21 protein-coding genes are annotated in these 20089 nt (G+C 45.5%); 13 read left to right on the top strand and 8 right to left on the bottom strand.

Features of this window, described 5'->3' with window-relative positions:
* Position 1 precedes the first annotated feature (1 nt).
* Entirely contained in the window at positions 2 to 484 is a 483-nt protein-coding gene (locus F0364_RS20180) for a MarR family winged helix-turn-helix transcriptional regulator (RefSeq protein ID WP_153799607.1), read from the bottom strand.
* A gap of 548 nt (positions 485 to 1032) precedes the next feature.
* Positions 1033 to 1995, bottom strand: a complete 963-nt coding sequence (locus F0364_RS20175; protein WP_153799606.1) for a glycosyltransferase family 2 protein — start codon at positions 1993 to 1995, stop codon at positions 1033 to 1035.
* Between the two features lie 119 nt (positions 1996 to 2114).
* On the opposite strand from F0364_RS20175, the gene F0364_RS20170 reads away from it, so the two are divergent.
* Positions 2115 to 3182, top strand: a complete 1068-nt coding sequence (locus tag F0364_RS20170; RefSeq protein WP_153799605.1) for a glycosyltransferase family 61 protein — start codon at positions 2115 to 2117, stop codon at positions 3180 to 3182.
* On the opposite strand, the gene F0364_RS20165 is transcribed toward F0364_RS20170, so the two are convergent.
* Positions 3183 to 4202 carry a glycosyltransferase family 4 protein gene (locus F0364_RS20165; protein ID WP_153799604.1) on the bottom strand — a complete coding sequence of 340 codons (1020 nt, stop codon included), beginning with the start codon at positions 4200 to 4202 and terminating at the stop codon, positions 3183 to 3185. It abuts the gene before it with no gap.
* 115 nt (positions 4203 to 4317) lie between these two features.
* On the opposite strand from F0364_RS20165, the gene F0364_RS20160 reads away from it, so the two are divergent.
* The 4 genes from F0364_RS20160 to folE all read left to right on the top strand — a co-directional run bounded on the left by F0364_RS20160 (position 4318) and on the right by folE (position 7316).
* Positions 4318 to 5259, top strand: a complete 942-nt coding sequence (locus F0364_RS20160) for a metallophosphoesterase family protein (protein WP_153799603.1) — start codon at positions 4318 to 4320, stop codon at positions 5257 to 5259.
* Positions 5260 to 5775: 516 nt separating this feature from the next.
* Entirely contained in the window at positions 5776 to 6186 is a 411-nt protein-coding gene (locus tag F0364_RS20155) for a 6-pyruvoyl trahydropterin synthase family protein (protein WP_153799602.1), read from the top strand.
* Between the two features lie 75 nt (positions 6187 to 6261).
* Positions 6262 to 6675, top strand: coding sequence for a 6-pyruvoyl trahydropterin synthase family protein (locus tag F0364_RS20150; RefSeq protein ID WP_153799601.1), 414 nt, complete (start codon positions 6262 to 6264; stop codon positions 6673 to 6675).
* Between the two features lie 41 nt (positions 6676 to 6716).
* A complete protein-coding gene (gene folE / locus F0364_RS20145) occupies positions 6717 to 7316 on the top strand; it encodes a GTP cyclohydrolase I FolE (protein WP_153799600.1) in 600 nt (199 codons plus the stop codon).
* Here the strand turns inward: folE and F0364_RS20140 are convergent.
* The gene (locus F0364_RS20140) at positions 7313 to 7855 is read right to left on the bottom strand and encodes a Uma2 family endonuclease (RefSeq protein ID WP_153799599.1); all 543 of its coding nucleotides are present in this window, start codon (positions 7853 to 7855) and stop codon (positions 7313 to 7315) included. The genes folE and F0364_RS20140 overlap by 4 nt on opposite strands.
* 77 nt (positions 7856 to 7932) lie before the next feature.
* On the opposite strand from F0364_RS20140, the gene fabD reads away from it, so the two are divergent.
* From fabD to F0364_RS20125, 3 genes are all read left to right on the top strand, one after another.
* Entirely contained in the window at positions 7933 to 8826 is an 894-nt protein-coding gene (gene fabD, locus F0364_RS20135; protein WP_153799598.1) for an ACP S-malonyltransferase, read from the top strand.
* Positions 8827 to 8980: 154 nt separating this feature from the next.
* The gene (locus F0364_RS20130) at positions 8981 to 9988 is read left to right on the top strand and encodes a fatty acid desaturase (RefSeq protein WP_153799597.1); all 1008 of its coding nucleotides are present in this window, start codon (positions 8981 to 8983) and stop codon (positions 9986 to 9988) included.
* Between the two features lie 493 nt (positions 9989 to 10481).
* Positions 10482 to 11045, top strand: coding sequence for a cob(I)yrinic acid a,c-diamide adenosyltransferase (locus tag F0364_RS20125; RefSeq protein ID WP_153799596.1), 564 nt, complete (start codon positions 10482 to 10484; stop codon positions 11043 to 11045).
* A gap of 5 nt (positions 11046 to 11050) precedes the next feature.
* On the opposite strand, the gene F0364_RS20120 is transcribed toward F0364_RS20125, so the two are convergent.
* Positions 11051 to 11731, bottom strand: coding sequence for a toxin-antitoxin system YwqK family antitoxin (locus tag F0364_RS20120; RefSeq protein WP_153799595.1), 681 nt, complete (start codon positions 11729 to 11731; stop codon positions 11051 to 11053).
* Positions 11732 to 12135: 404 nt separating this feature from the next.
* Between F0364_RS20120 and F0364_RS20115 the strand changes: the two genes are divergently transcribed.
* The 4 genes from F0364_RS20115 (at position 12136) to F0364_RS20100 (ending at position 16894) form a co-directional block, all read left to right on the top strand.
* Positions 12136 to 12393, top strand: a complete 258-nt coding sequence (locus F0364_RS20115) for a lipoprotein (RefSeq protein WP_153799594.1) — start codon at positions 12136 to 12138, stop codon at positions 12391 to 12393.
* Between the two features lie 138 nt (positions 12394 to 12531).
* On the top strand, positions 12532 to 15285 hold the full coding sequence (locus tag F0364_RS20110; protein ID WP_153799593.1) for a valine--tRNA ligase: 2754 nt from the start codon (positions 12532 to 12534) through the stop codon (positions 15283 to 15285).
* A gap of 16 nt (positions 15286 to 15301) precedes the next feature.
* Positions 15302 to 15904, top strand: a complete 603-nt coding sequence (locus tag F0364_RS20105; protein ID WP_153799592.1) for a phosphatase PAP2 family protein — start codon at positions 15302 to 15304, stop codon at positions 15902 to 15904.
* A gap of 501 nt (positions 15905 to 16405) precedes the next feature.
* Positions 16406 to 16894 (top strand): GNAT family N-acetyltransferase, encoded by a 489-nt coding sequence (locus F0364_RS20100; RefSeq protein WP_153799591.1) that lies wholly within the window; start codon positions 16406 to 16408, stop codon positions 16892 to 16894.
* Between the two features lie 11 nt (positions 16895 to 16905).
* On the opposite strand, the gene F0364_RS20095 is transcribed toward F0364_RS20100, so the two are convergent.
* The 3 genes from F0364_RS20095 to F0364_RS20085 all read right to left on the bottom strand — a co-directional run bounded on the left by F0364_RS20095 (position 16906) and on the right by F0364_RS20085 (position 19332).
* Positions 16906 to 17715 (bottom strand): glutaminyl-peptide cyclotransferase, encoded by an 810-nt coding sequence (locus F0364_RS20095; protein WP_153799590.1) that lies wholly within the window; start codon positions 17713 to 17715, stop codon positions 16906 to 16908.
* 72 nt (positions 17716 to 17787) lie between these two features.
* Positions 17788 to 18309 (bottom strand): YdeI/OmpD-associated family protein, encoded by a 522-nt coding sequence (locus F0364_RS20090; protein WP_153799589.1) that lies wholly within the window; start codon positions 18307 to 18309, stop codon positions 17788 to 17790.
* A 78-nt stretch (positions 18310 to 18387) separates the two neighbouring features.
* Positions 18388 to 19332, bottom strand: a complete 945-nt coding sequence (locus F0364_RS20085) for an aldo/keto reductase (RefSeq protein ID WP_153799588.1) — start codon at positions 19330 to 19332, stop codon at positions 18388 to 18390.
* Positions 19333 to 19574: 242 nt separating this feature from the next.
* On the opposite strand from F0364_RS20085, the gene rbp reads away from it, so the two are divergent.
* On the top strand, positions 19575 to 19892 hold the full coding sequence (rbp, locus tag F0364_RS20080) for an RNA-binding regulator (protein ID WP_153799587.1): 318 nt from the start codon (positions 19575 to 19577) through the stop codon (positions 19890 to 19892).
* The last annotated feature ends 197 nt before the right edge of the window (positions 19893 to 20089 follow it).

The raw sequence follows: 20089 nt of genomic DNA, 5'->3' as shown, positions 1-20089 counted from the left end.
ATTAATTAAGATTTTTTTCTATCCTGTCGAATAATGCTTCCTGCTGAAGGTTATTTTCCAAAGCTGTTAAAGCCCCCAGCAGTTGGACGCTTTCCGGAGATTCCTGCGCCAGGTTTTGCATGGCTTTTTCCAGCGCCTGCCATACAGGTTGTATTTTGGCAAGCAGCTTCTCCCCTTCCGCGGTAAATGTGATGGCGCGGTGGCGGGCATCTTCCTTTGATACAACGGATGCGATAAAGCCTTTCTGCTGCAGGCTGCTTATCAACTGGCTTACAGCCGAATGAGAAACATTCAGTTCGTCTGCAATTTCTTTAATAGATACCTGTTGTTTTTGAGATAAGATATAGAAAACCGGAAACCAGGATGCATCAAATGCTATGCGGTGCGATTGGTAGATTTTATTGATATCGCCAATGAGTGTTTCGCCCAACCGTTTTAACCGGCTGCCGAATACAAGGAACCCAAGTTGCTGGTAAAAATTCATATAACTGGCAAGCTTTATTGATTATATAAGCACTTACACAATTTCAAAAGTACCGATTATTTATATGATGCAAGCAAATGCTGAAAACTTAATGTTGATTTAACGGCGGGGAGTATTTATGAGCCCGGCGGCAGGAACAGTTATTGAGCATCGTTGCGTCGCACTCTTCTACTGTTGGATTCGCTACGCGGCTTTTCCCGCAGGTTAGTTTGACCTGCCGTTTCTATGGCTTTACTGTTCAATGTTCTTTTGTTTAATGTTCAATGTTTGCGGCTCTGCGGCTTTGGAGAACTTGCACATCAACACTCCTAAACAGCCTCAACCACTTACACATCATCAGACTGGTAACCAGTAACTTGCAACCGGCAACTGCCTTTCGGGTGAGGGATTGAAGCGGATACCCCGGTGAAGGTTTTGTGCGATGGCTCTGTGCCGGAGTATGAGCGGAAAGCCCGGCCCCTTGCGCAGCTTGGGGACACCCCCAAAATAAAACTGTAACAGGAAAAACATGTATTTATATGACCTGGTGAGTTGCCTACTAACCCAAACTAAACCTCTTTTCTTTTTAGCCACATGCGCAGCAAACCACCGATAAAACCGGAGCCATACGCTATATGAATAACAGGGTATGCAACTGCTATGCGCCACATTACCGCAAATGTTTTTTTACTGGCAATACTGAAAAAGGCATCCAGCGTAGCATAACAAAAAAGGGGTATCAACAGCAGGTAGTAAGGCGCCAGCAAGGCGGCTAATACCACAACCAAATACGTCACAAACATGGAAGGAACCAGGTGGCGCCAGCGTATGGCAGACTTATTTTTCTTTAGCACAAAGGGTTTGTACAAACCATACTCGTAATACTGCTTAAACACTTTAGCAAATGAATCCCGTGGGTAATACTGCAGCTTTATTTGCGGGGATTGATAGATGGTAAACCCGTTTTTCCTGGCACGGTAATGAAACTCATCATCCTGGTTGCGTTTAAGGGTTTCATCAAAAACACCGGTAAGCGCAAATATATGTTTCTTCCATGCGCCAAGATAAACACTGTCAGTAAAACCTTCATAATCCTCGAAATGAAAGGAGCTGTCGCCAATTCCGAAAATAGTTGAAGTGGCATACCCGATAGCCTGCTGCACAAAATTGCCCCGGGCTATGCGCATGGGGCCGCCCACAATATCGGCGCCGCTCTTTTTAAAAGTTTCTATAATTTTTTCGAAGTAGTCCTCGGCATACTCCGTATGTGCATCCATACGGATAATGATTTCTCCGCTGGCCTGCTGCAGGGCCATATTGAGGGAATGTGGCACATACCTTTTGGGATTATGCAACAGTTTTATACCCGGATGTTTTTCAGCATAAGACTTTATAATAGCGCAGGTATCGTCTGTTGAACTGCCATCAACCAATATCATTTCTTTTTCATGTGGCATAGCGCCAATATAAAAATCTAGTACATTTTTAATATACCTTGACTCGTTATATACCGGGCAAATGATGGTTATCATGAATAATGTAATATTGGACCTGCGATTGGGTTAAACGGCTATAAGCAGTGCCTTGAAAATTAAAACTAAAGAATGGTTCTTATATTACATGCAATACCCGCAAATATTGAGTTTAAAAAATGATTAATCATTGGACGGCCATACTGCGTACTGCTTTTTACGGCACCCTAAGAAATATAGATAACGGCGCGGCCAAAATATTGCTTAACCCAGGTAAACCGGCAGCACCGGAAACAGAAAATGAAGATTTGTTCAGCATTGTAAGCGGCTGCACCATATCTCACAGGTTTGGCATTGTTAAAACCGCGGACGGCAGTTTTTTCCTCCATCACCTGTTACCGCAAAACTACCGCAACAGGTATGCCCACCTTTTTGCCAAAGATGTGCTGGCTGAGAAAATAAACCCGTCGGTTAGCCACAGCAGCATAAATGCCATTTATGTATGGGGCAACAAATGGTCCAGGGGATACTATCATTTTATAGTAGAAGATTTGCCGGCTATGCTGTATGCAAAGGACAAAGGGCTGCCCATCTATTCATGGGTAGTTTGCAAATACCGGTGGCAAAAAGACTTGCTGCAAATGTTTGAGCTACATTACGAACAGGTGACAGCAGCGTTTGTTGCAAGAAAGATGTACCATGTTCCGGCAAGGCGGATTTTTATTGACCTGTTTAACTACAGCATTCCACACCCTCAGCTACTAACCTTACTACAACAAAAACTGGCAGAAGTTATCAGCCGTATGACCATACCTATGGAAAGCGGTGACTACTGCGCATGGATAAGCCGGAAATATACTGCCAGCCGCCATGTTGAAAATGAAGAAGATTGTTTTGAAACACTACGAAGTAAAGGCGTAAAAGTAGTTGTGCTTTACCCTGAACAAATGAGCATTGCCGCGCAGGTTGCAGCCATTTCTAATGCCAGGCTTATTATTGGCGGCCATGGTGCAGGACTGGCCAGCTTAATTTTCACACAGCATGCGGAGCTTGCCGAAATAGGCCCGCCGCAAAAAGTAAACAACAGCTTTATCTCAATCGCTTCGGCACTTAACAGGCCGTATACTTATTTTACTGCAAAGGCGCTGACACCGTACTTTAAGTCCCGTTCCAACTTCTTTGTTGAACCAGGGCAGTTGGCCGAAGTTGTAGTAAGCCTATTGCACAATAAAAAAGCGGAACAATAATCAGAACTGCGCCAGCAGTTTTTTCCATTTGGCGCTTACAGCTTCATAATCGTACTCCTTTGCTTTTTGCCCGGCAGCCAGGCTAAGGCTTTGCGTAAGGCTGTCATCATGTAAAAAACGTTTAACCGCTTTCAGCATTTCTTCCAGGTTGTCCGGGGCAACCACAAGCCCGTTTTCATTGTCTGTAACAAGGTATTTAACACCCCCAACATCTGTGCTTACAACGGCCATGCCCAACGCCATTGCTTCCATTACGCTAACCGGCAGGTTATCAAAATTGGAAGTGTTGATAAATATGTCGTGTTCCGCCGCCAGGGCCGTCCATTCAGGTTTACCTAACAACCCTGTAAAATGCACATGCTCTGTTATACCCGCTTCTTTTGCGTACAACTTACAGGAACCCATACAGCCATCCTTATCCGGGCCTATCATGGTTAGCTGAGCATCGGGGTATTGTTTCAATAACTCCTTTAGCAACTTTAGCGCCAGCCAGGGATTATAAATTATATGAAAAGACCGTACCCACAAAAGCTTTGGGCTGCAGTGGGTGCGCTGCTTAAAAGGATAGCTGGCAATACGTATGTAATTGGAGATTACCGTACAGTTCCAACCGTTTTCTCTCATGCAAACTTCCAGGTAGCCGGATACAGCTACGTTAACAACACTTTTTCCAAAATAACGGCGGCACATACCGGGAGAACGCTTAATCCTGCCAGGCAAATCGCCCCCATGCAGTTTAGGTATATACGGTATTTTTAAAAGCCTGCACAGCCAGCCACACAGGTAAGCAAAATAAAAAGCCTGCGTGCTGTAGGTGGCAATGAGTGCAACAGAATTTTTGCGGTTTTTAAGTACCAGTAATAACATATCCAGCAGCCTCAAAACCCTGTTATTAATTTTACTGGCGTACACGATATTATAGCCTTCTTTTTTAAACAGGTCAACCATTGCCACACCGCTGGTAGGCGTTCGGCCATGCTGTGTAAGAAAGTTGTCTATATAAATTAATTTTCTATTCATAAAGGGGTACAAAAATATTATCCGGGTAATAAGTTATTATTAACTGTAAGGTTACGGTTACACATGGCATTAATAATCAATAAGTTTGCCTTGCTTAACCTGAAAATACATAGTTATGAACCGTCGCACACTTTTAAAACAGTCGGGGTTAATGGCCCTGGCCGGTATGTTTCCGGCACTACGCAGTTTTGCCTCAGTTAAAAGCGAATATAGCGGAAAACCTGTATTGCGCTTTGCCCACCTTACAGATGTACACATGGAACCTGAGTTAAACGCCCCTGCCGGGCTGGCCGCCTGCCTGCACCATTTGCAGTCTCAAAAGCAACAACCAGCTTTTATATTAAGTGGCGGCGACTCAATTTTTGATGCGCTGAAACAACCAAAAGACAGGGTTGAAACCCAATGGAAGCTCTGGCATGACATCTTTAAAAAGGATAATTCTCTGCCGATTGAATACTGTATTGGCAACCATGACTGCTGGGGCTTTGGAGAAAAGAACGATCCCTTATACGGCAAAAAGTATGCTTTGGAAAAGATGCACCTGGCCGCACCATACCGCAGTTTTGATAAGGCCGGCTGGCATTTCATTATACTTGACAGCATACAACCCAAAACAGACGACACCTGGTACACCTGCCAGCTTGATGAAGAACAGTTTGCCTGGCTGGAAGCCGACCTTGCAAAAACGCCATTAACAACACCGGTACTTGTGGCATCGCACGTGCCGATTGTATCAGCCGCAACGGTTGTGGTTGACAATAAGTTTAAACAGGACCAGGGCTTTGTATTGGGGCAGGCATCGCTGCATACCGATGCGGCCCGCATTATCAGCCTTTTTGACAAACACCCGAATGTTAAGCTTTGCCTCAGCGGCCATATTCATCTTTATGAGCAGGTTTTATACAACGGGGTAACCTACATAAGCAACGGGGCCGTGTCCGGCAACTGGTGGAAAGGCATGCGCTATAAAACGGATAATGGTTACGCCATGGTTAATTTATACGAGGATGGGACCTTCGATAACGAATATGTGCCTTTTGGGTGGAAAGTGGGATAGCAAGCCGTAGTTATAGGAAGTCAACTCTGCTTTCATAAGATTTTTTAGGGGGTGTCCCTCGTACCTCGGGCCGGGCTTTCCGCTCATACTCCGGCACAGAAGCCCTGCTGCGATGGCCTCACCGGGGTAACCGCTGCAATCCCTCACCCGAAAGTGCAGCACGCCGCTGCGTTACCGGGCAGCTTGTATACGTGGCGGTTAGAGGGCAACAACCCTGTGTTATCACCCTCTCACGCCATCCGGGAACTTATCGTATCGGGTTACCAATGCCAGGAATGTAGCCGAGCCCATAGGGTGCATTTCAGATTTTCGCTTAAATAAAAGTTTAATAGTATTGTTGCAGATGAATCCCGAAACTTCGCGACGACGCAACAGGCGATGCCATAGGGATATGTCGCCGGCCTACAAAAATACCTGGTAGCTTAGCATGAAAATTCGAAATTCACCCCACCTATATACTCCCATCCGCTTATTTTTCTAATCCTTACCTTTGCGCAAATTTTGAGGAGCAGAGCGATGGTTTATCTTACAAGGTTAGAGCATTTTAATGCCGCTCACAAGTTGTATAACCCCAACTGGAGCGCCGAAAAGAACGAGGAAGTGTTTGGTGTTTGCGCCAACGAAAACTGGCATGGCCATAATTTTGACCTTTACGTTACCATTAAGGGCGAGGTTGACCCCGATACCGGCTTTTTAATGGATGTAAAGAAGCTAAAAGTGCTGATTAAAGAGCACGTTATAAGCAAGGTGGATCACAAAAACCTTAACCTTGATGTTGAATTTTTGCGTGGCCAGATATGCAGCACCGAAAACCTGGCCATAGGTATCTGGAAACAACTGGAACCGCACCTTCCCCCACAGGTACAACTTCATTGCATAAAACTGTTTGAAACCGCCAGGATTTACGTAGAATATTTTGGCAACTGACAACTTTTTTGGCGGTAAGCCTGTTATTAATGTCCCGGGCCAGGCAATTATTGAACATTATAAACCGGAATTAGTATGAGCAATAAAGTAGCCGTTTTTCGCAAAGAGCATTTTAATGCGGCTCATAGGCTGCACAATCCCGGCTGGACGGATGAAGTAAACAATAATGTTTTCGGCAAATGCAACAACCCCAATTACCATGGCCATAACTACGAATTGATTGTAAAAGTTACCGGAGAGCCAGATGTGCGTACCGGTTTTGTGATGGACATGAAACTGCTCAGCGATATTATAAAGGATTATGTTCTCGACAAATTTGATCACAAAAACCTTAACCTGGATACGGAAGAATTCCGCCAGCTAAACCCCACCGCAGAAAATATTGCCGTTGTTATTTACCGTATCCTGCGGGCACATATTGATACCAGGCTCGACCTGCAGGTACGCCTGTACGAAACAGAACGGAATTTTGTAGAATATCCTGCATAGCCTGCGGGTTACCTTTTAGAACTATCAGTAAAACAAAAGTGATGGCATACAGCAAAACAGACCACTACGATGAAAATATAACAACACAACTTTCTGGTTCGTATAAAAACATTATTGAGTTGCTGGGTGAAGACGCGGAAAGGGAAGGATTGCAGAAAACACCGGAACGTGTTGCCAAAGCCATGCAGTTTTTAACCCAGGGCTACCAGCAGGATGCCGTGGCCATTTTAAACTCAGCCAAATTTAACGAGGCCGTAAACGAAATGGTGATTGTAAAAGACATTGAGTTATACAGCATGTGCGAACACCACATGCTGCCATTCATCGGCAAAGCGCATATTGCCTACATACCCAACGGGTGGATAACCGGTCTCAGCAAAATAGCCCGGGTTGTAGATGTGTTTAGCCGCAGGCTCCAGGTGCAGGAAAGGCTTACCGTACAAATAATGGCTGCCATAAAAGAAAGCCTTAACCCACTGGGTGTTGCCGTAGTAATTGAAGCCAAACATTTATGTATGATGATGCGTGGGGTAAGCAAGCAAAACTCCGTAACCACTACTTCTGCTTTTGATGGGGAATTTCTGGACAACCATATTACCCGCAATGAGTTTCTTAAACTTATCAGCGCCAAGCTGGATTAAACAAGCAGTCGCCATACATCCACCTCAATACTGCAGTTGCCGGTAAGATTAAAGCATGTTAAGCCGTGCTGCTGTTTATACACATTGTCCTGCAACGTGTACAGTTCCAGCTCCTTTCTTTCCATATTGGCTACCAGGTAATATTTTACACCGTAGGACTGGTACAGGTTAAATTTGGTGTTCCTGTCCTTTAAAACCGTGGAAGGCGACAATATCTCAACTATCAGGGCAGGAGGATTAACGGGGTACTTGCCTTCGATTGGTTCACATACTATCATTACATCAGGGCGGACAACAGTATCATCAGTAACTTTCCAATCGCATTCATATAATACCACGCAGCCACAGTTCGCTTTTGTTTTTTCAAACGCCTCTTTAAACCTGTAAACAAACTCGCCACCGGTGTTTTGGTGTTTCCAGTCTGGCGCAGGTGCCATAGCATAGGGAATACCCCTTATCAACTCCCAGTCGCCATCCCATATCTCATAATCTTTATAAGTATAGTGAGGTATATCCTGTATGGTTAATTCAAAGCTCATATCCGTTTTAAATGTAGCTTTTTTTTTGTTTTTTCATTCAATAACAACGTTATTTTTGCCCACTTAACCAAACCGACATGAGTAAACATGCATTTGTGTTTCCCGGGCAGGGATCGCAGTTTAGTGGTATGGGCAAAGCCCTGTATGAATCTAATGAAACTGTACAACAACTTTTTGAACAGGCCAACGATATACTAGGTTTTCGCATTAGTGATATTATGTTTGGAGGAACTGATGAAGAGCTGAAACAAACCAGGGTTACACAACCTGCCGTTTTTCTGCACTCAGTAGCCGCGTTTAAAACACTGGAAAATGCAAGTCCCGATATGGTGGCCGGTCACTCCCTCGGCGAATTTTCTGCCCTGGTTGCCAACAATGTACTAAGTTTTGAAGACGCCCTTAAGCTGGTAAGCATACGGGCACTGGCCATGCAAAAAGCATGTGAGATGCGCCCTTCTACCATGGCTGCCGTATTAGCGCTCAGCGATGAAAAAGTGGAAGAAATATGCGCCGAAGTACAAAACGAAACCGGTGAGATAGTGGTTGCTGCCAATTACAATTGCCCGGGCCAGCTTGTAATAAGCGGCTCTGTAAAAGGCGTCGAAATTGCCTGTGAGAGAATGAAAGCCGCCGGTGCAAAAAGGGCGTTGATATTGCCGGTAGGCGGCGCTTTCCATTCCCCGTTAATGGCGCCGGCTAAAGAAGAATTATCTGCCGCCATTAATGCCACAACATTCAGCCCGGCGTCCTGCCCGGTTTACCAGAACGTCGTGGCCAAAGCTGTAACAAATGTTGCCGAAATAAAAACCAACCTTATCAACCAGCTTACCGGCGCCGTGCGGTGGACGCAAAGCGTACAGGCCATGGTTGCCGATGGCGCTAAAGAATTTACAGAAGCCGGCCCCGGAAAAGTGTTACAGGGCCTGGTGGGCAAAATCCACAAAGAAGCAGCAACTAATGGTGTTAGTTAGCACAGGTTGCAACACCGGTTTCTTTAACGGTTTGTTGCAAACCATTGCCAGGCGCATTTGTTTCCTTTAAGCGAAAAATAATGCGCAAAACGCTTCTGGCATCATAATATAGCGTTATCTTGTTCAATTCAAAGCATCAACAAACTTTATCATTTTGGCCAAAAGAACCGACTTTATCCATTCCAACGTGCCGGAACCGCACCGCGACCGCACCAAGCAGATTTTAAAACAGCACCCCGATATCAGGAAACTGATAGGTAAAAACCCGTATACTTTTTTTGCCATTCTCGGGTTGGTGGCATTGCAGGTTACACTCGCCATTTTGCTGGCCAGCCAAAGCTGGTGGCTTATTATTGCGGTGGCCTACTTTGTAGGTGCCTTTGCTGACCATGCGCTGTTTGTAATGATTCACGAATGTGCACACCAGTTGCTTTTTAAAGGCAAAATAGCCAACAGGCTGGCCGGTATTTTTGCCAACGTGCCGCAGGTATTGCCAAGTTCTGTGGCGTTTGAACGTTATCACTTAAAGCACCATTCTTTCCAGGGTGTGCATGAACTGGATGCCGACCTGCCCAATCATTGGGAGGCTAAACTCATCAACAATTACTTTATAGGCAAAGTTCTTTGGCTGCTGCTGTACCCCTTCTTCCAGTTGTTCCGCATTTCAAGATTGAAGGAAATACAGGCTTTTGATAAATGGAGCGCTCTCAATTTTGGCGTGCAAATTATTTTCACCACTGCCATGTGGATGTTGTTTGGATGGAAAGCCGTAGCTTTTTTGCTGTTAAGCTTTTTCTTTTCCGTAGGCCTGCACCCGCTGGGCGCCCGCTGGATACAGGAACATTATATTGTAAAAGAAAACCAGGAAACCTATAGCTATTACGGCACACTCAATACGGTGGCTTTTAACGTAGGTTATCATAATGAGCACCACGATTTTCCTTCCATCCCCTGGAACAAGTTGCCGCAGATAAGGCAAACAGCGCCAGCTTACTACAACTCTTTATATTACCATACTTCGTGGTTTAAATTGTTTTTCCGCTTTTTGTTCGACCAGGAGATTTCCCTGTTCTCCCGCATCATACGCAAAGAGCGTGGCAAAGTAAAAGTGGCCACGGCACAAATGGCCGACAAAGAATTACTTGCCGAAGAAGTAAAGTAAAATTGTATTACTCCTATAGTAAAAGCCGCAGCAAAAAATGCCTGCGGCTTTTTTTGATATTTTTTTGGGGGGGTCCCTCGTTCCTCGGGCCGGGCTTTCCGCTATTACTCCGGCACAAGAGCCATGCTGCCATGGCCTCACCGGGGTAACCGCTTCAATCCCTCACCCGAAAGCACGGTACCGGTTACACGTAGCGGGTGTTGGCAACCTTTACAAAATAACTGGTAAACATATCGCACTACAGCGTTCCCGGTCACCATAACTTTTAACTGCTAAACATGTTGCCCCGGGGCTTTGGCTGTTGTGCATTGTTATTAATATTAGTGGCTGCATACCGTCCTGCAAAACCTATAGTCCGGTACTTCCAAAACCGCCGGTTAGGGTGTCGCGCCATTATTATTACTCCCGTGTTTCTTCAAACAAAAATCTCATCAGCCACTCCCAGTTTTTTGCAGACCTTTAGTCACTCAACAACTCGACAAAACATATCATTATGGCTTTAAAAATATATACCAAAACAGGCGATACCGGCAAAACATCTCTTATCGGCGGCACAAGGGTGCTTAAAAGCAGCCTGCGTATTGAAAGTTATGGTACGGTGGATGAGTTGAATTCTTTCATTGGCCTGCTTGGTGATCAATTACCCCACGAACCTTCCAAAGCTATTTTAAAAGAAGTACAGGACAGGTTGTTCACCATCGGCTCTTCGCTTGCCTGCGACCCCGACAAAGAACCGCTGATGAAAATTCCCGACCTGTTGGAAACCGACATTATCCTGCTGGAAAAAGAGATAGACGCCATGAACGAAGTGTTGCCGCCTATGCGACATTTTATATTGCCGGGTGGGCATGCAGCCGTTTCAACCGCACATATTGCCCGCTGCGTTTGCCGCCGTGCCGAAAGAATTTGCGTGGCCATGCAGCTGGAGGAAAGCTTTGTAGAGCCGCTGGTTATTAAATACCTTAACCGCCTTAGTGATTATCTTTTTGTGCTGGCACGTTATACCGGCCATTTATTAAATGTGGAGGAAGTTGCCTGGAAGCCAAGGGTGAAATAAGGGGGTTAGTAACCGGTTCTGCCATCCCTCACCTTAATTTTTTTCTTGCCGGAGTTTTTCTTTTCCCATTCGGCTATTTCTTTAGGCTTCACCTTTTTGTCAGCTTGCGCGGTTTTTGTAGAATCCCCGGCTGACGCATCAATTACTGTAACTTTTTTGTTAGGCTCATAAATCTGGCCAAGCTGGTAATTTTCTGTTTTTTCCAAAGCGCCGGTAACGGGGTCATAATAGCGCCATTCGCCATGTTTTACCACAGATGCGTCTACCCGTATCACCTTGGCGTAAATTTTATTTTCATCCTTCAGGTCGTACACATTAATGGTGTCGTAAGGGTTGGCAGGGTCTATGGCCCGCCAGCTTTCTTCCCGTACCAGGCCATTAAGGTTAAAATACTGGCAGCGGCCATTTTTATTGCCAAAGCGGTAGTTTTCCATGGCCAGTATATCGCCCTGCAAACTGTATTTGCGCCACAACCCATCTTTTTTACTGTTTTTGTAAACCCCTTCCTGCTCATAGCCAGGCTCTCCACGCAAGGGCTCAATGTGTTCCACCCATTTGCCCTGTTTCATGTTGTTTACGTCAATACAGTTTAGCGTGTCGCCTTTTACACCAATGGTAAAAGTTTTACACTGTGCACTAAGGTTGCCGCCGGCAGCAACCATACAAAAAAGTAACAGGTATTTCATGCTCACTGGTTTAAATCTATAGCTAAGTTCACACAATTTGTGGTTTATAGCCAGGTTAACGTTTTGCGTTTCCAAATATTATGATAACTGCAACGAATGTGCCGGTAAGAATTTTGGGGCTTTCGGTAAAGAATTTCTAATCGGCGGTGGTCCGGGCTTTTCACTGCAACTCCGCTACCCCGCCGCGCTGCATTCCCCCTTCAGGGGTAGCGGGGTTTCCGTTTCAATCCCGCAGCCATTCAGCATTGACAAAAGCCCGGCTTTTTCCGCATTATAGAATTTTTTTTCTAACACGTTCATCGTCAAAAAAAGTCTGCTAACCGATAATACCACTGCAAACAACAATTCTTTAACAGCCACTATCCGGAATTTCTTTTATACATTTGTCGGGCAAAACCTGCTGTATGCGTAAACTATTATCTCTAATTGTTTTGTTGGCCTTTCTTACGGGTTGCACAAACGGTTACAGCCTGGTAAGTAAAGCCAAAGAAAAAGTAAAGACTTCTGTGCAAGACTGCACTAAAAAAATCTGCAACGAATCAGCTACTACTATACAGGAGGCCACTAAAGTGGTGCAAGAGTTTAGCGAAACCAGTGAACCTGACGCCCCGGTTCAATCAACCAACGCGGGCCGCTGGGATACCAAAATGTTGTTGTGGTAATGCTGTTTCTGCAAAAAATTTCAAAGCCTTTCAGTTGATGAAGGGCTTTTTTGTTGCGCCCCTCTTTACTGCCCGCCGGAATGCTTACTTTTGCAGCCCGTTTTTTTGAAACTTCAATATATCAGCAAACAGCGAATAATGGAACTGAGCAAAAATTTTGAACCTTCTTTAGCCGAGCATAAATGGTACCGCCACTGGCTGGATAAAAAATATTTCAACAGCAAACCCGATAGCCGCCCACCTTATACCGTAGTAATACCGCCCCCCAATGTTACCGGTGTGCTGCACATGGGCCACACCCTTAATGAAACCGTACAGGATATACTGGTGCGCAGGGCCCGTATGAGCGGCTTTAACGCCTGCTGGGTACCCGGCAGCGACCATGCTTCCATTGCCACCGAAGCCAAAGTAGTGCAGATGCTGGACAAGGAAAAGGGCATTAAAAAAGCCGACCTTACCCGTGAGGAATTCCTGAAATACGCGTTTGAATGGAAAGAAAAATACGGCAGCATCATTTACAGCCAGATTAAAAAACTGGGTTGCAGCGTAGATTGGGAAAGGGTTAGCTTTACTATGGACGACCATTATTACAAAGCCGTAATGAAAGTGTTTGCTGACCTGTTTAAAAAAGGGCTTATTTACCGGGGTGCCCGTATGATAAACTGGGATACCAAGGCGCTGACTGCCCTTAGCGATGAAGAAGTAGATTATAAAGACCTGCAGGGTAAACTATATTATGTAAAATACCTGGTGGCCAGCGAAACAGGCAGCCCTGATGCATCCGGCGATCATGTAGTTATTGCTACCCAGCGTCCGGAAACCATTATGGGCGATACAGCCGTTTGCGTTAACCCCACAGACCAGCGATATGCACACCTGGCAGGCAAAAAACTGATTGTGCCACTGGTTAACCGCGCCGTGCCGGTAATATTTGACGAATATGTTGACAAGGAATTTGGAACCGGCGCTCTAAAAGTTACACCTGCCCACGACATTAACGACTATAACCTGGGCCTGAAGCACAACCTGGAAGTAATAGACACCCTGAACGAAGACGGCACATTAAGCGAAGCCGCGCAGGTATTTGTAGGGCTTGACAGGTTTGAGGCCCGCAAAAAATCCATTGAGCAGTTAAAAGCCGATGGACTGCTGGTTAAAGAAGAAGATTATACCACCCGCCTGGGCTTTAGCCAGCGCAATCCCGATACGGTAGTAGAACCCCGCATTTCTACCCAATGGTTTTTAAAGATGAAGGAAATGGCCGGCCCGGCGCTGGAGGCTGTTACCAGTGGCGATATACGGATACACCCCGGCGATAAATTCCTGGCAACCTACAAATATTGGCTGGAAAACGTAAAAGACTGGTGCATTAGCCGGCAGCTTTGGTGGGGGCAGCAAATACCCGCATGGTATGACGAAGCAGGCAATTGTTACGTAGCGGAAAGCCTGGAAGCCCTGCACGAAGAGCAACCGCAAACCCGCGACATGCAGCTTACAAGAGATGAAGATGTGCTGGATACCTGGTTCTCCTCCTGGTTGTGGCCTATGGAAGTATTTAATGGCATCACCAATCCCGGCAATGAAGACATTAACTACTACTACCCCACTTCTGTACTGGTAACCGGGCAGGATATCATATTTTTCTGGGTGGCCCGCATGATTATGGCCGGCATGGAATACAAAAAGGAAAAACCTTTTGCCGATGTGTACTTTACCGGTATGGTGCGGGATAAGCTCGGCCGTAAAATGAGCAAGCAGTTGGGCAATTCCCCCGACCTGCTGGAACTGATTGACAAGTACGGTGCGGACGCTGTACGCTTCGGTATCATGATTTCTTCGCCTGCCGGTAACGACCTGCTGTTTGATGAAGCCAGCCTTGAACAGGGCCGTAGCTTCAACAACAAGATATGGAATGCGCTAAAGTTGGTAAAAATGTGGGAAGGGAAGAAATCAGGCGGCCAGGAAAGCGAGGAGTCAAGGAGTCAGGGAGACAAGGAGTCAAAAAGCCAGGAAGGAGAGTCAACGAGTCAAGGAGACAAGAAGTCAGTAGGTGACGAAACAGATTCTTCTACTCACCACTCACCACTCACCACTCATTTTGCGGTTACCTGGTTTGAAAACAGGCTGAACCAGGCTACGGCCGAGGTTGACGGGTTGATGAAGCAGTTCAGGCTTAGTGAAGCGCTTAAAACTATCTATTCGCTGGTATGGGACGACTTTTGCAACTGGTACCTGGAATGGGTGAAGCCTGGCTTTGAGCAGCCAATAGACGCCGCAGTGTATGATAAAACTGTGACTTATTTTGATAAACTGCTGCAGTTGCTGCACCCTTACATGCCCTTTGTAACAGAGGAAATTTATCACCAGTTGCAGGAAAGAGCAGACGACCTGTGCGTAAAACAGTTAGAGCCTGCCGCCAGCGCAGATCCGCTGGTATTGCAGGAAGGCGAACTGCTGAAAAAAGTAATTTCAGCCATACGTGATGCCCGTAACAAAAACCAGTTAAAGCCCAAAGAGGCCATTGAGCTGCATATTCAAACGGATTCAGGCACCATGTTTAAAGCCATTGAAGGCATACTGGCCCGGCAGGTAAACGCCGCGGTTGTTGCCTATACTGCCGAACCCATTGCCCATTCAACTGTTGTTGCTGTAGAAAAAGACAAGTTCTTTATTGTAACCGGCAAACAGGTTGATACGGATGCATTGAAGGAGGAACTACTGAAAGACCTGGAATACCAGAAAAAATTCCTGGAAAGCGTACAAAAAAAACTGGGTAACGAACGTTTTGTACAAAACGCCAAACCCGAGGCGGTAGCGTATGAAAGAAAAAAACAAGCCGATGCGGAAGCCCGCATAAAAACCATTGAGGAAAGCCTGGCAACATTGGTATAACCGTTAAAGCAATACTTTGAAAAAATATTATCATCGTTACATTATTACCGCAGTGCTGGCATTAACAGCCTGCTTTGGGGTGCAGGGGCAGAATTTCGATATCAACACGCTTAAGAACATTAATCCGGATAACCCCAGTTCAGGCTATTGGAAAACAACCTCTGCATCGGCTTATTACATTGGAGCGGGGCTGCCGGTTGGCCTGTGGATAGCGGGGGCATTATCGTCCAATAAAGAAACCCAACTTAACGCGTACGAACTGGCTGGCACTTTCCTGGTATCTACCATTATTTCGCAAGGCGCCAAGCGTATCATCCGGAGAGACAGGCCGGTAGCTTCCTATCCCGACCTTATACACCCTTATGAAGCAGGCAATGACATGCGTTCTTTCCCCTCCGGCCATACTTCCGTAGCGTTTGCCACAGCCACCACATTGGCGCTGGAATATAAAAAATGGTATATAACCGTACCTGCATACGCCTGGGCTGCCAGCGTTGGTTACTCGAGGATGTACCTGGGTGTACATTATCCCACCGATATTTTGGGCGGCGCTGCTGTTGGTATTGGCAGCGGCTATTTAAACCATTGGCTGAATAAAAAATTGTTCCGCCGCAAATAACTTATTGCCGCTATAATTTTTGGTTGGTTTTACCGTTTCGAAGTAAACACGTTTAGTTTGAGGGTGGCTTCTGTGGAGCTGTAAGTCTTTTATAATAGGTTGCTGTATGTATGTCTCTGGCACTGTGTGGCAGAGACGGCATGTTGTATCCATGTTTCTGGCACTGCGTGGCAGAAACGACAGGCGGCCTGTGGTCTCTGGCACTGCGTGGCAGAGACGGCAGGCTACGTTCATGTTTCTGGCACTGCGTGGCAGAGACGGCAGGCTACGTTCATGTTTCTGGCACTGTGTGGCAGAGACAGCAGGCCGCACCTGAGGGTGAGGGATTGAAGCGGCTACCCCGGTGAGGCCATCGCAGCAGGGGTCTTGTGCCGGAGTAATAGCGGAAAGCCCGACCCCTTGCGATAGCTTGGGGGCACCCCTAAAAAACTTCTGCTTATAAAAAACCAATAGTATTAGTTTTAATAATCTCTGGTTATTTTGCACCACAATCCAACGTTTATGAACATCCGCTCCGCTACTGTAAACGACATACCTGTAATACGGCAGATAGCTTATGCTACATGGCCTGTGGCGTATGGCAGCATACTTTCCGCGGAACAACTGGATTACATGCTGGACCTGATATACAGTACTTCATCCCTGGAAGAACAGTTTGCCCATCACCATCATTTTTACATAGCCGAACAGGGTAACGAACCCATTGGTTTTGCAAGCTGTAATGTAGTGGAACCGCAAAAAAGGTGGAAACTGCAAAAACTGTATGTGCTTCCTGACATACAAAAATCCGGCGCCGGCAAAGCACTGCTTGAAAAAGTGATTGAAACTGCCAAAGCCCACCTTGCCACTGAACTTATTTTAAACGTAAACCGCAACAACCCTGCCTGCAGTTATTACCGCAAAAAAGGCTTTGACATTGTAGAAACAGTGGATGTAGCCATTGGCAGCGGTTTTTACATGAATGATTATGTAATGAGAAAAAGGTTGTAGCAATTTCAGCCTTAGTTAACCTTTATTTCGAATAACGCAGGCCACCATTTACCGGTAACCAGGAAGCTGTTTTTAGCACTGTCGTAAGCTATGCCATTCAATACATTTATTGCCTGCGGGTTGTACTTAACCTGGTTTTTCTGCAGGATGTTTTCAAGGTCAAGTTTACCTTCTACAGTACCGGTCTGCGGGTTTATTTTGAGTATATAATCTGTTTCGTACTGGTTGGCATAAATAAACCCATTTACGTACTCCAGCTCATTAATCATACCTGCCGGACCGTAATTGTCTGAAACGCCAATGGTTCTCAAAATTTTAAAGGTGGCGGGCTCTACAAAGTAAATACTGTTGCTGCCGGTACTAATGATAAGTTCTTTACCATTATGGGTAATGCCCCACCCTTCGTAAGGCCATTCAAATTCCTGTAGTTTTTTGAATGTTTTAGTGTCATAAACAAATACTTTATGTTCCTTCCAGGTAAGCTGATATATTTTATCATTCAATATGGTAATACCTTCTCCAAATATCTTCTTGTCAAGATCAATAGCCTGGCTGGCTTTGCCGCTGTTTATATCCACCTTCATTAACCGGCTTTCGCCGTAGTTGCCTGTGCCTTCGTACAGGCTGTTGTTGTACCATATTAAACCCTGGATATAAGAAGTGGTATCGTGCGGATATACTTTTACTACACTGTATGTTAATACAGGAGGGGCTGGAACGGTATTACTGTTTTCAATAGTTTCACCGGACGGGGTATCATTGCCACAGCCTACAGCGAGCAGCAACAAAGCAGAAAAGCCGGTTGTCATCAATTGGTTCATAGCGCAAAAATATTATTCTGGCATATATCGGCCGGTTAAATTGACAAAGTTTTATCAAGTAGCCCGGGGCTTTCAACCATTCAGCTCCCGGCGCTCATCCCGCAGGCTGCGGAGCATTTGGCCAAAGTCGAATTTTTTTTGCATAGCGTTGATGGCCTGCGCTATACGCTTTGTTTTGGTAGGCTCTGTTTTGGCCGACATTATCCAGTCTGAAAAATATTTACGATGAGATTTGGTAAGGCTGTTAAAGTATTCTTTGGCGACAGGCTCATCTTCCAGGCATTCCATTAGCTCGGCACAAAATTCAACAGGGGCTTCGTCTTTTTCCAGTTGAACCTGCAGTGTAGCTCCTTTTCTTTTTTTAATGCCTTTGCGCACAGCTTCATTAAGCGCCAGTATATAGCTGCCATCGCCCATTGGCAACAGGCTTTTTCCGCTGATGTTGTAGCTATCCAGTTTTCCTTTGATACGGAAAATTTTTTTATTGCCCGGGTTTAGCTTTTGAGCAACATCAACAGGGATAGTAATGTACGTCCAACCGGTTTTATCGGCATTTTCTTTAAACTGTTCTATGGTAGCGGTGAACTTTATCATGTAAGGGTAAAAGTAAAAAATATGTTAGATGTTAGATGTGGGATGTACATTGACATTTACATCTAACATCTCACATGTTTAAGAGCTTGCTACATCCAGCAGCGCCAGCGCCTCCCCGCTCAGCACAAGTTTTGTAGCATTTACCAGTGACTCTAATTGCTCAACACTGGTGGCGCTGGCAATAGGCGCCGTTACAGATGGCCTTGCCAACAGCCACGCAATAGCAACCGCGGCTGGAGTTGTATTGTATTCCGCAGACACTTTATCCAACGCCTCCAATATGGCAAACCCTTTGGCATTAAGGTACTTTTTGCTACCCTGGCCGCGGGCACTTTTATCGAGGTCGGCCTCAGAGCGATACTTACCTGTTAAAAAACCACTGGCCAAAGCGTAGTAATTCAGCACGCCGATATTGCGTTCCAGGCAAACAGGCTCATATTCACGCTCAAATTTTTCACGGTCGTACAGGTTGTACAAAGGCTGCAGGGTTTCGTACCGTGGCAGGTGGTTTGTTTCACTTGCCTCCAGGGATTGCAACAACCTCTCAGGACTCATATTGCTGGTGCCCACCGCACGTACCTTACCTTCTTTTACCAGTTGCGCATAAGCTTCCATCGTTTCTTCAACCGGCGTAACCTCATCGTCGTAGTGAGATTGGTACAGGTCAATATAATCCGTTTGCAGCCTTTTCAAAGATTTTTCCGCTTCCTTAAGTATGTACGCTTTAGAAAGGTTTTTCCCTTCTCCCATGTCGGCGCCCACTTTTGTGGCAATGAGTACTTGCCTCCGGTTGTTATTCTTCTTCATCCAGTTTCCAATAATGGTTTCCGATTCTCCGCCCTTATTACCCGGCGCCCAGCGGGAGTAAGCATTTGCGGTATCTATAAGGTTGAAACCCTCGCCTACAAAAGCATCCAGTATTTTAAAGGAAGAGGGTTCATCAATCGTCCAGCCAAATACATTGCCGCCAAACGCCAGGGGTGCGGCTTCCAAACCAGAATTGCCAAGCTTACGTTTTTCCATAGATTAATATTTAGCAACTAAAATTAAGACGGGTACTGCAAAAAGGCGTTAATCAAAAGATAACAAACTATTTTTAAAATAATTTAGACAGGCATTGTTTATTCGCTTACTTTTGCCACGTTATTTGAGTTTTACAGTATTTAGTAAGTGAACGATTTTTTCTGCTACGCATATAAGCTGCTAATAGTTAGTCTTCTTTACTCCTGTTTTTTCTCAGAAAATTTTATAATCAATATTTTAACATGAACATTTACGTTTCAAACTTAAGTTTCAACGTTGAAGACGATGACTTAAGAGGTTTTTTTGAAGAATACGGTGACGTATCTTCTGCTAAAGTTATTTTAGACAAATTCACTCAGCGCAGCCGTGGTTTCGGTTTCGTTGAAATGCCTAACGATGCAGCCGCTGAAAAAGCTATCAAAGAATTGAACGGCGCACATGTAGAAGGCAGGGCCATCAGCGTAACAGTAGCTAAACCCAGGGAAGAAAAAACTGGCAATGGCGGCGGTTACGGTAACAACAGGCGCTCTTCTTACAGCAACAGCGGCAGCAGGTGGTAATATTCAACTGCACAATTTGTTGAAATAAAGAAATAAGGCCCCGTTACCGGGGCTTTATTTTTTATGTTACGGGCAGAGGTATTTCATGGCATCGTTCCTTTGTGTCACTCACTTGTACGTTCTGTTCTCATGGCGGCTTTTCAGACCGGGGTAGTATGTTTCCGGCACCTGCGGTGGCAGAAACAGTAACGGTTTTA

This window comes from Foetidibacter luteolus, from assembly GCF_009650435.1.
Classification (GTDB): Bacteria; Bacteroidota; Bacteroidia; order Chitinophagales; family Chitinophagaceae; genus Foetidibacter; species Foetidibacter luteolus.
Note: the sequence above shows the minus strand (reverse complement) of the source record. Positions and strands in the feature narration are given on the sequence as shown.

Excerpts from the sequence above, each read along its gene's own strand:
- F0364_RS20180 (WP_153799607.1), bottom strand. The coding sequence starts at position 484 with ATGAATTTTTACCAGCAACTTGGGTTCCTTGTATTCGGCAGCCGGTTA.
- folE (WP_153799600.1), top strand. The coding sequence starts at position 6,717 with ATGGCATACAGCAAAACAGACCACTACGATGAAAATATAACAACACAA.
- F0364_RS20125 (WP_153799596.1), top strand. The coding sequence starts at position 10,482 with ATGGCTTTAAAAATATATACCAAAACAGGCGATACCGGCAAAACATCT.
- fabD (WP_153799598.1), top strand. The coding sequence starts at position 7,933 with ATGAGTAAACATGCATTTGTGTTTCCCGGGCAGGGATCGCAGTTTAGT.
- F0364_RS20085 (WP_153799588.1), bottom strand. The coding sequence starts at position 19,332 with ATGGAAAAACGTAAGCTTGGCAATTCTGGTTTGGAAGCCGCACCCCTG.
- F0364_RS20155 (WP_153799602.1), top strand. The coding sequence starts at position 5,776 with ATGGTTTATCTTACAAGGTTAGAGCATTTTAATGCCGCTCACAAGTTG.
- F0364_RS20160 (WP_153799603.1), top strand. The coding sequence starts at position 4,318 with ATGAACCGTCGCACACTTTTAAAACAGTCGGGGTTAATGGCCCTGGCC.
- F0364_RS20095 (WP_153799590.1), bottom strand. The coding sequence starts at position 17,715 with ATGAACCAATTGATGACAACCGGCTTTTCTGCTTTGTTGCTGCTCGCT.
- F0364_RS20140 (WP_153799599.1), bottom strand. The coding sequence starts at position 7,855 with ATGAGCTTTGAATTAACCATACAGGATATACCTCACTATACTTATAAA.
- rbp (WP_153799587.1), top strand. The coding sequence starts at position 19,575 with ATGAACATTTACGTTTCAAACTTAAGTTTCAACGTTGAAGACGATGAC.
- F0364_RS20170 (WP_153799605.1), top strand. The coding sequence starts at position 2,115 with ATGATTAATCATTGGACGGCCATACTGCGTACTGCTTTTTACGGCACC.
- F0364_RS20165 (WP_153799604.1), bottom strand. The coding sequence starts at position 4,202 with ATGAATAGAAAATTAATTTATATAGACAACTTTCTTACACAGCATGGC.
- F0364_RS20115 (WP_153799594.1), top strand. The coding sequence starts at position 12,136 with ATGCGTAAACTATTATCTCTAATTGTTTTGTTGGCCTTTCTTACGGGT.
- F0364_RS20120 (WP_153799595.1), bottom strand. The coding sequence starts at position 11,731 with ATGAAATACCTGTTACTTTTTTGTATGGTTGCTGCCGGCGGCAACCTT.
- F0364_RS20100 (WP_153799591.1), top strand. The coding sequence starts at position 16,406 with ATGAACATCCGCTCCGCTACTGTAAACGACATACCTGTAATACGGCAG.
- F0364_RS20090 (WP_153799589.1), bottom strand. The coding sequence starts at position 18,309 with ATGATAAAGTTCACCGCTACCATAGAACAGTTTAAAGAAAATGCCGAT.
- F0364_RS20150 (WP_153799601.1), top strand. The coding sequence starts at position 6,262 with ATGAGCAATAAAGTAGCCGTTTTTCGCAAAGAGCATTTTAATGCGGCT.
- F0364_RS20110 (WP_153799593.1), top strand. The coding sequence starts at position 12,532 with ATGGAACTGAGCAAAAATTTTGAACCTTCTTTAGCCGAGCATAAATGG.
- F0364_RS20175 (WP_153799606.1), bottom strand. The coding sequence starts at position 1,995 with ATGATAACCATCATTTGCCCGGTATATAACGAGTCAAGGTATATTAAA.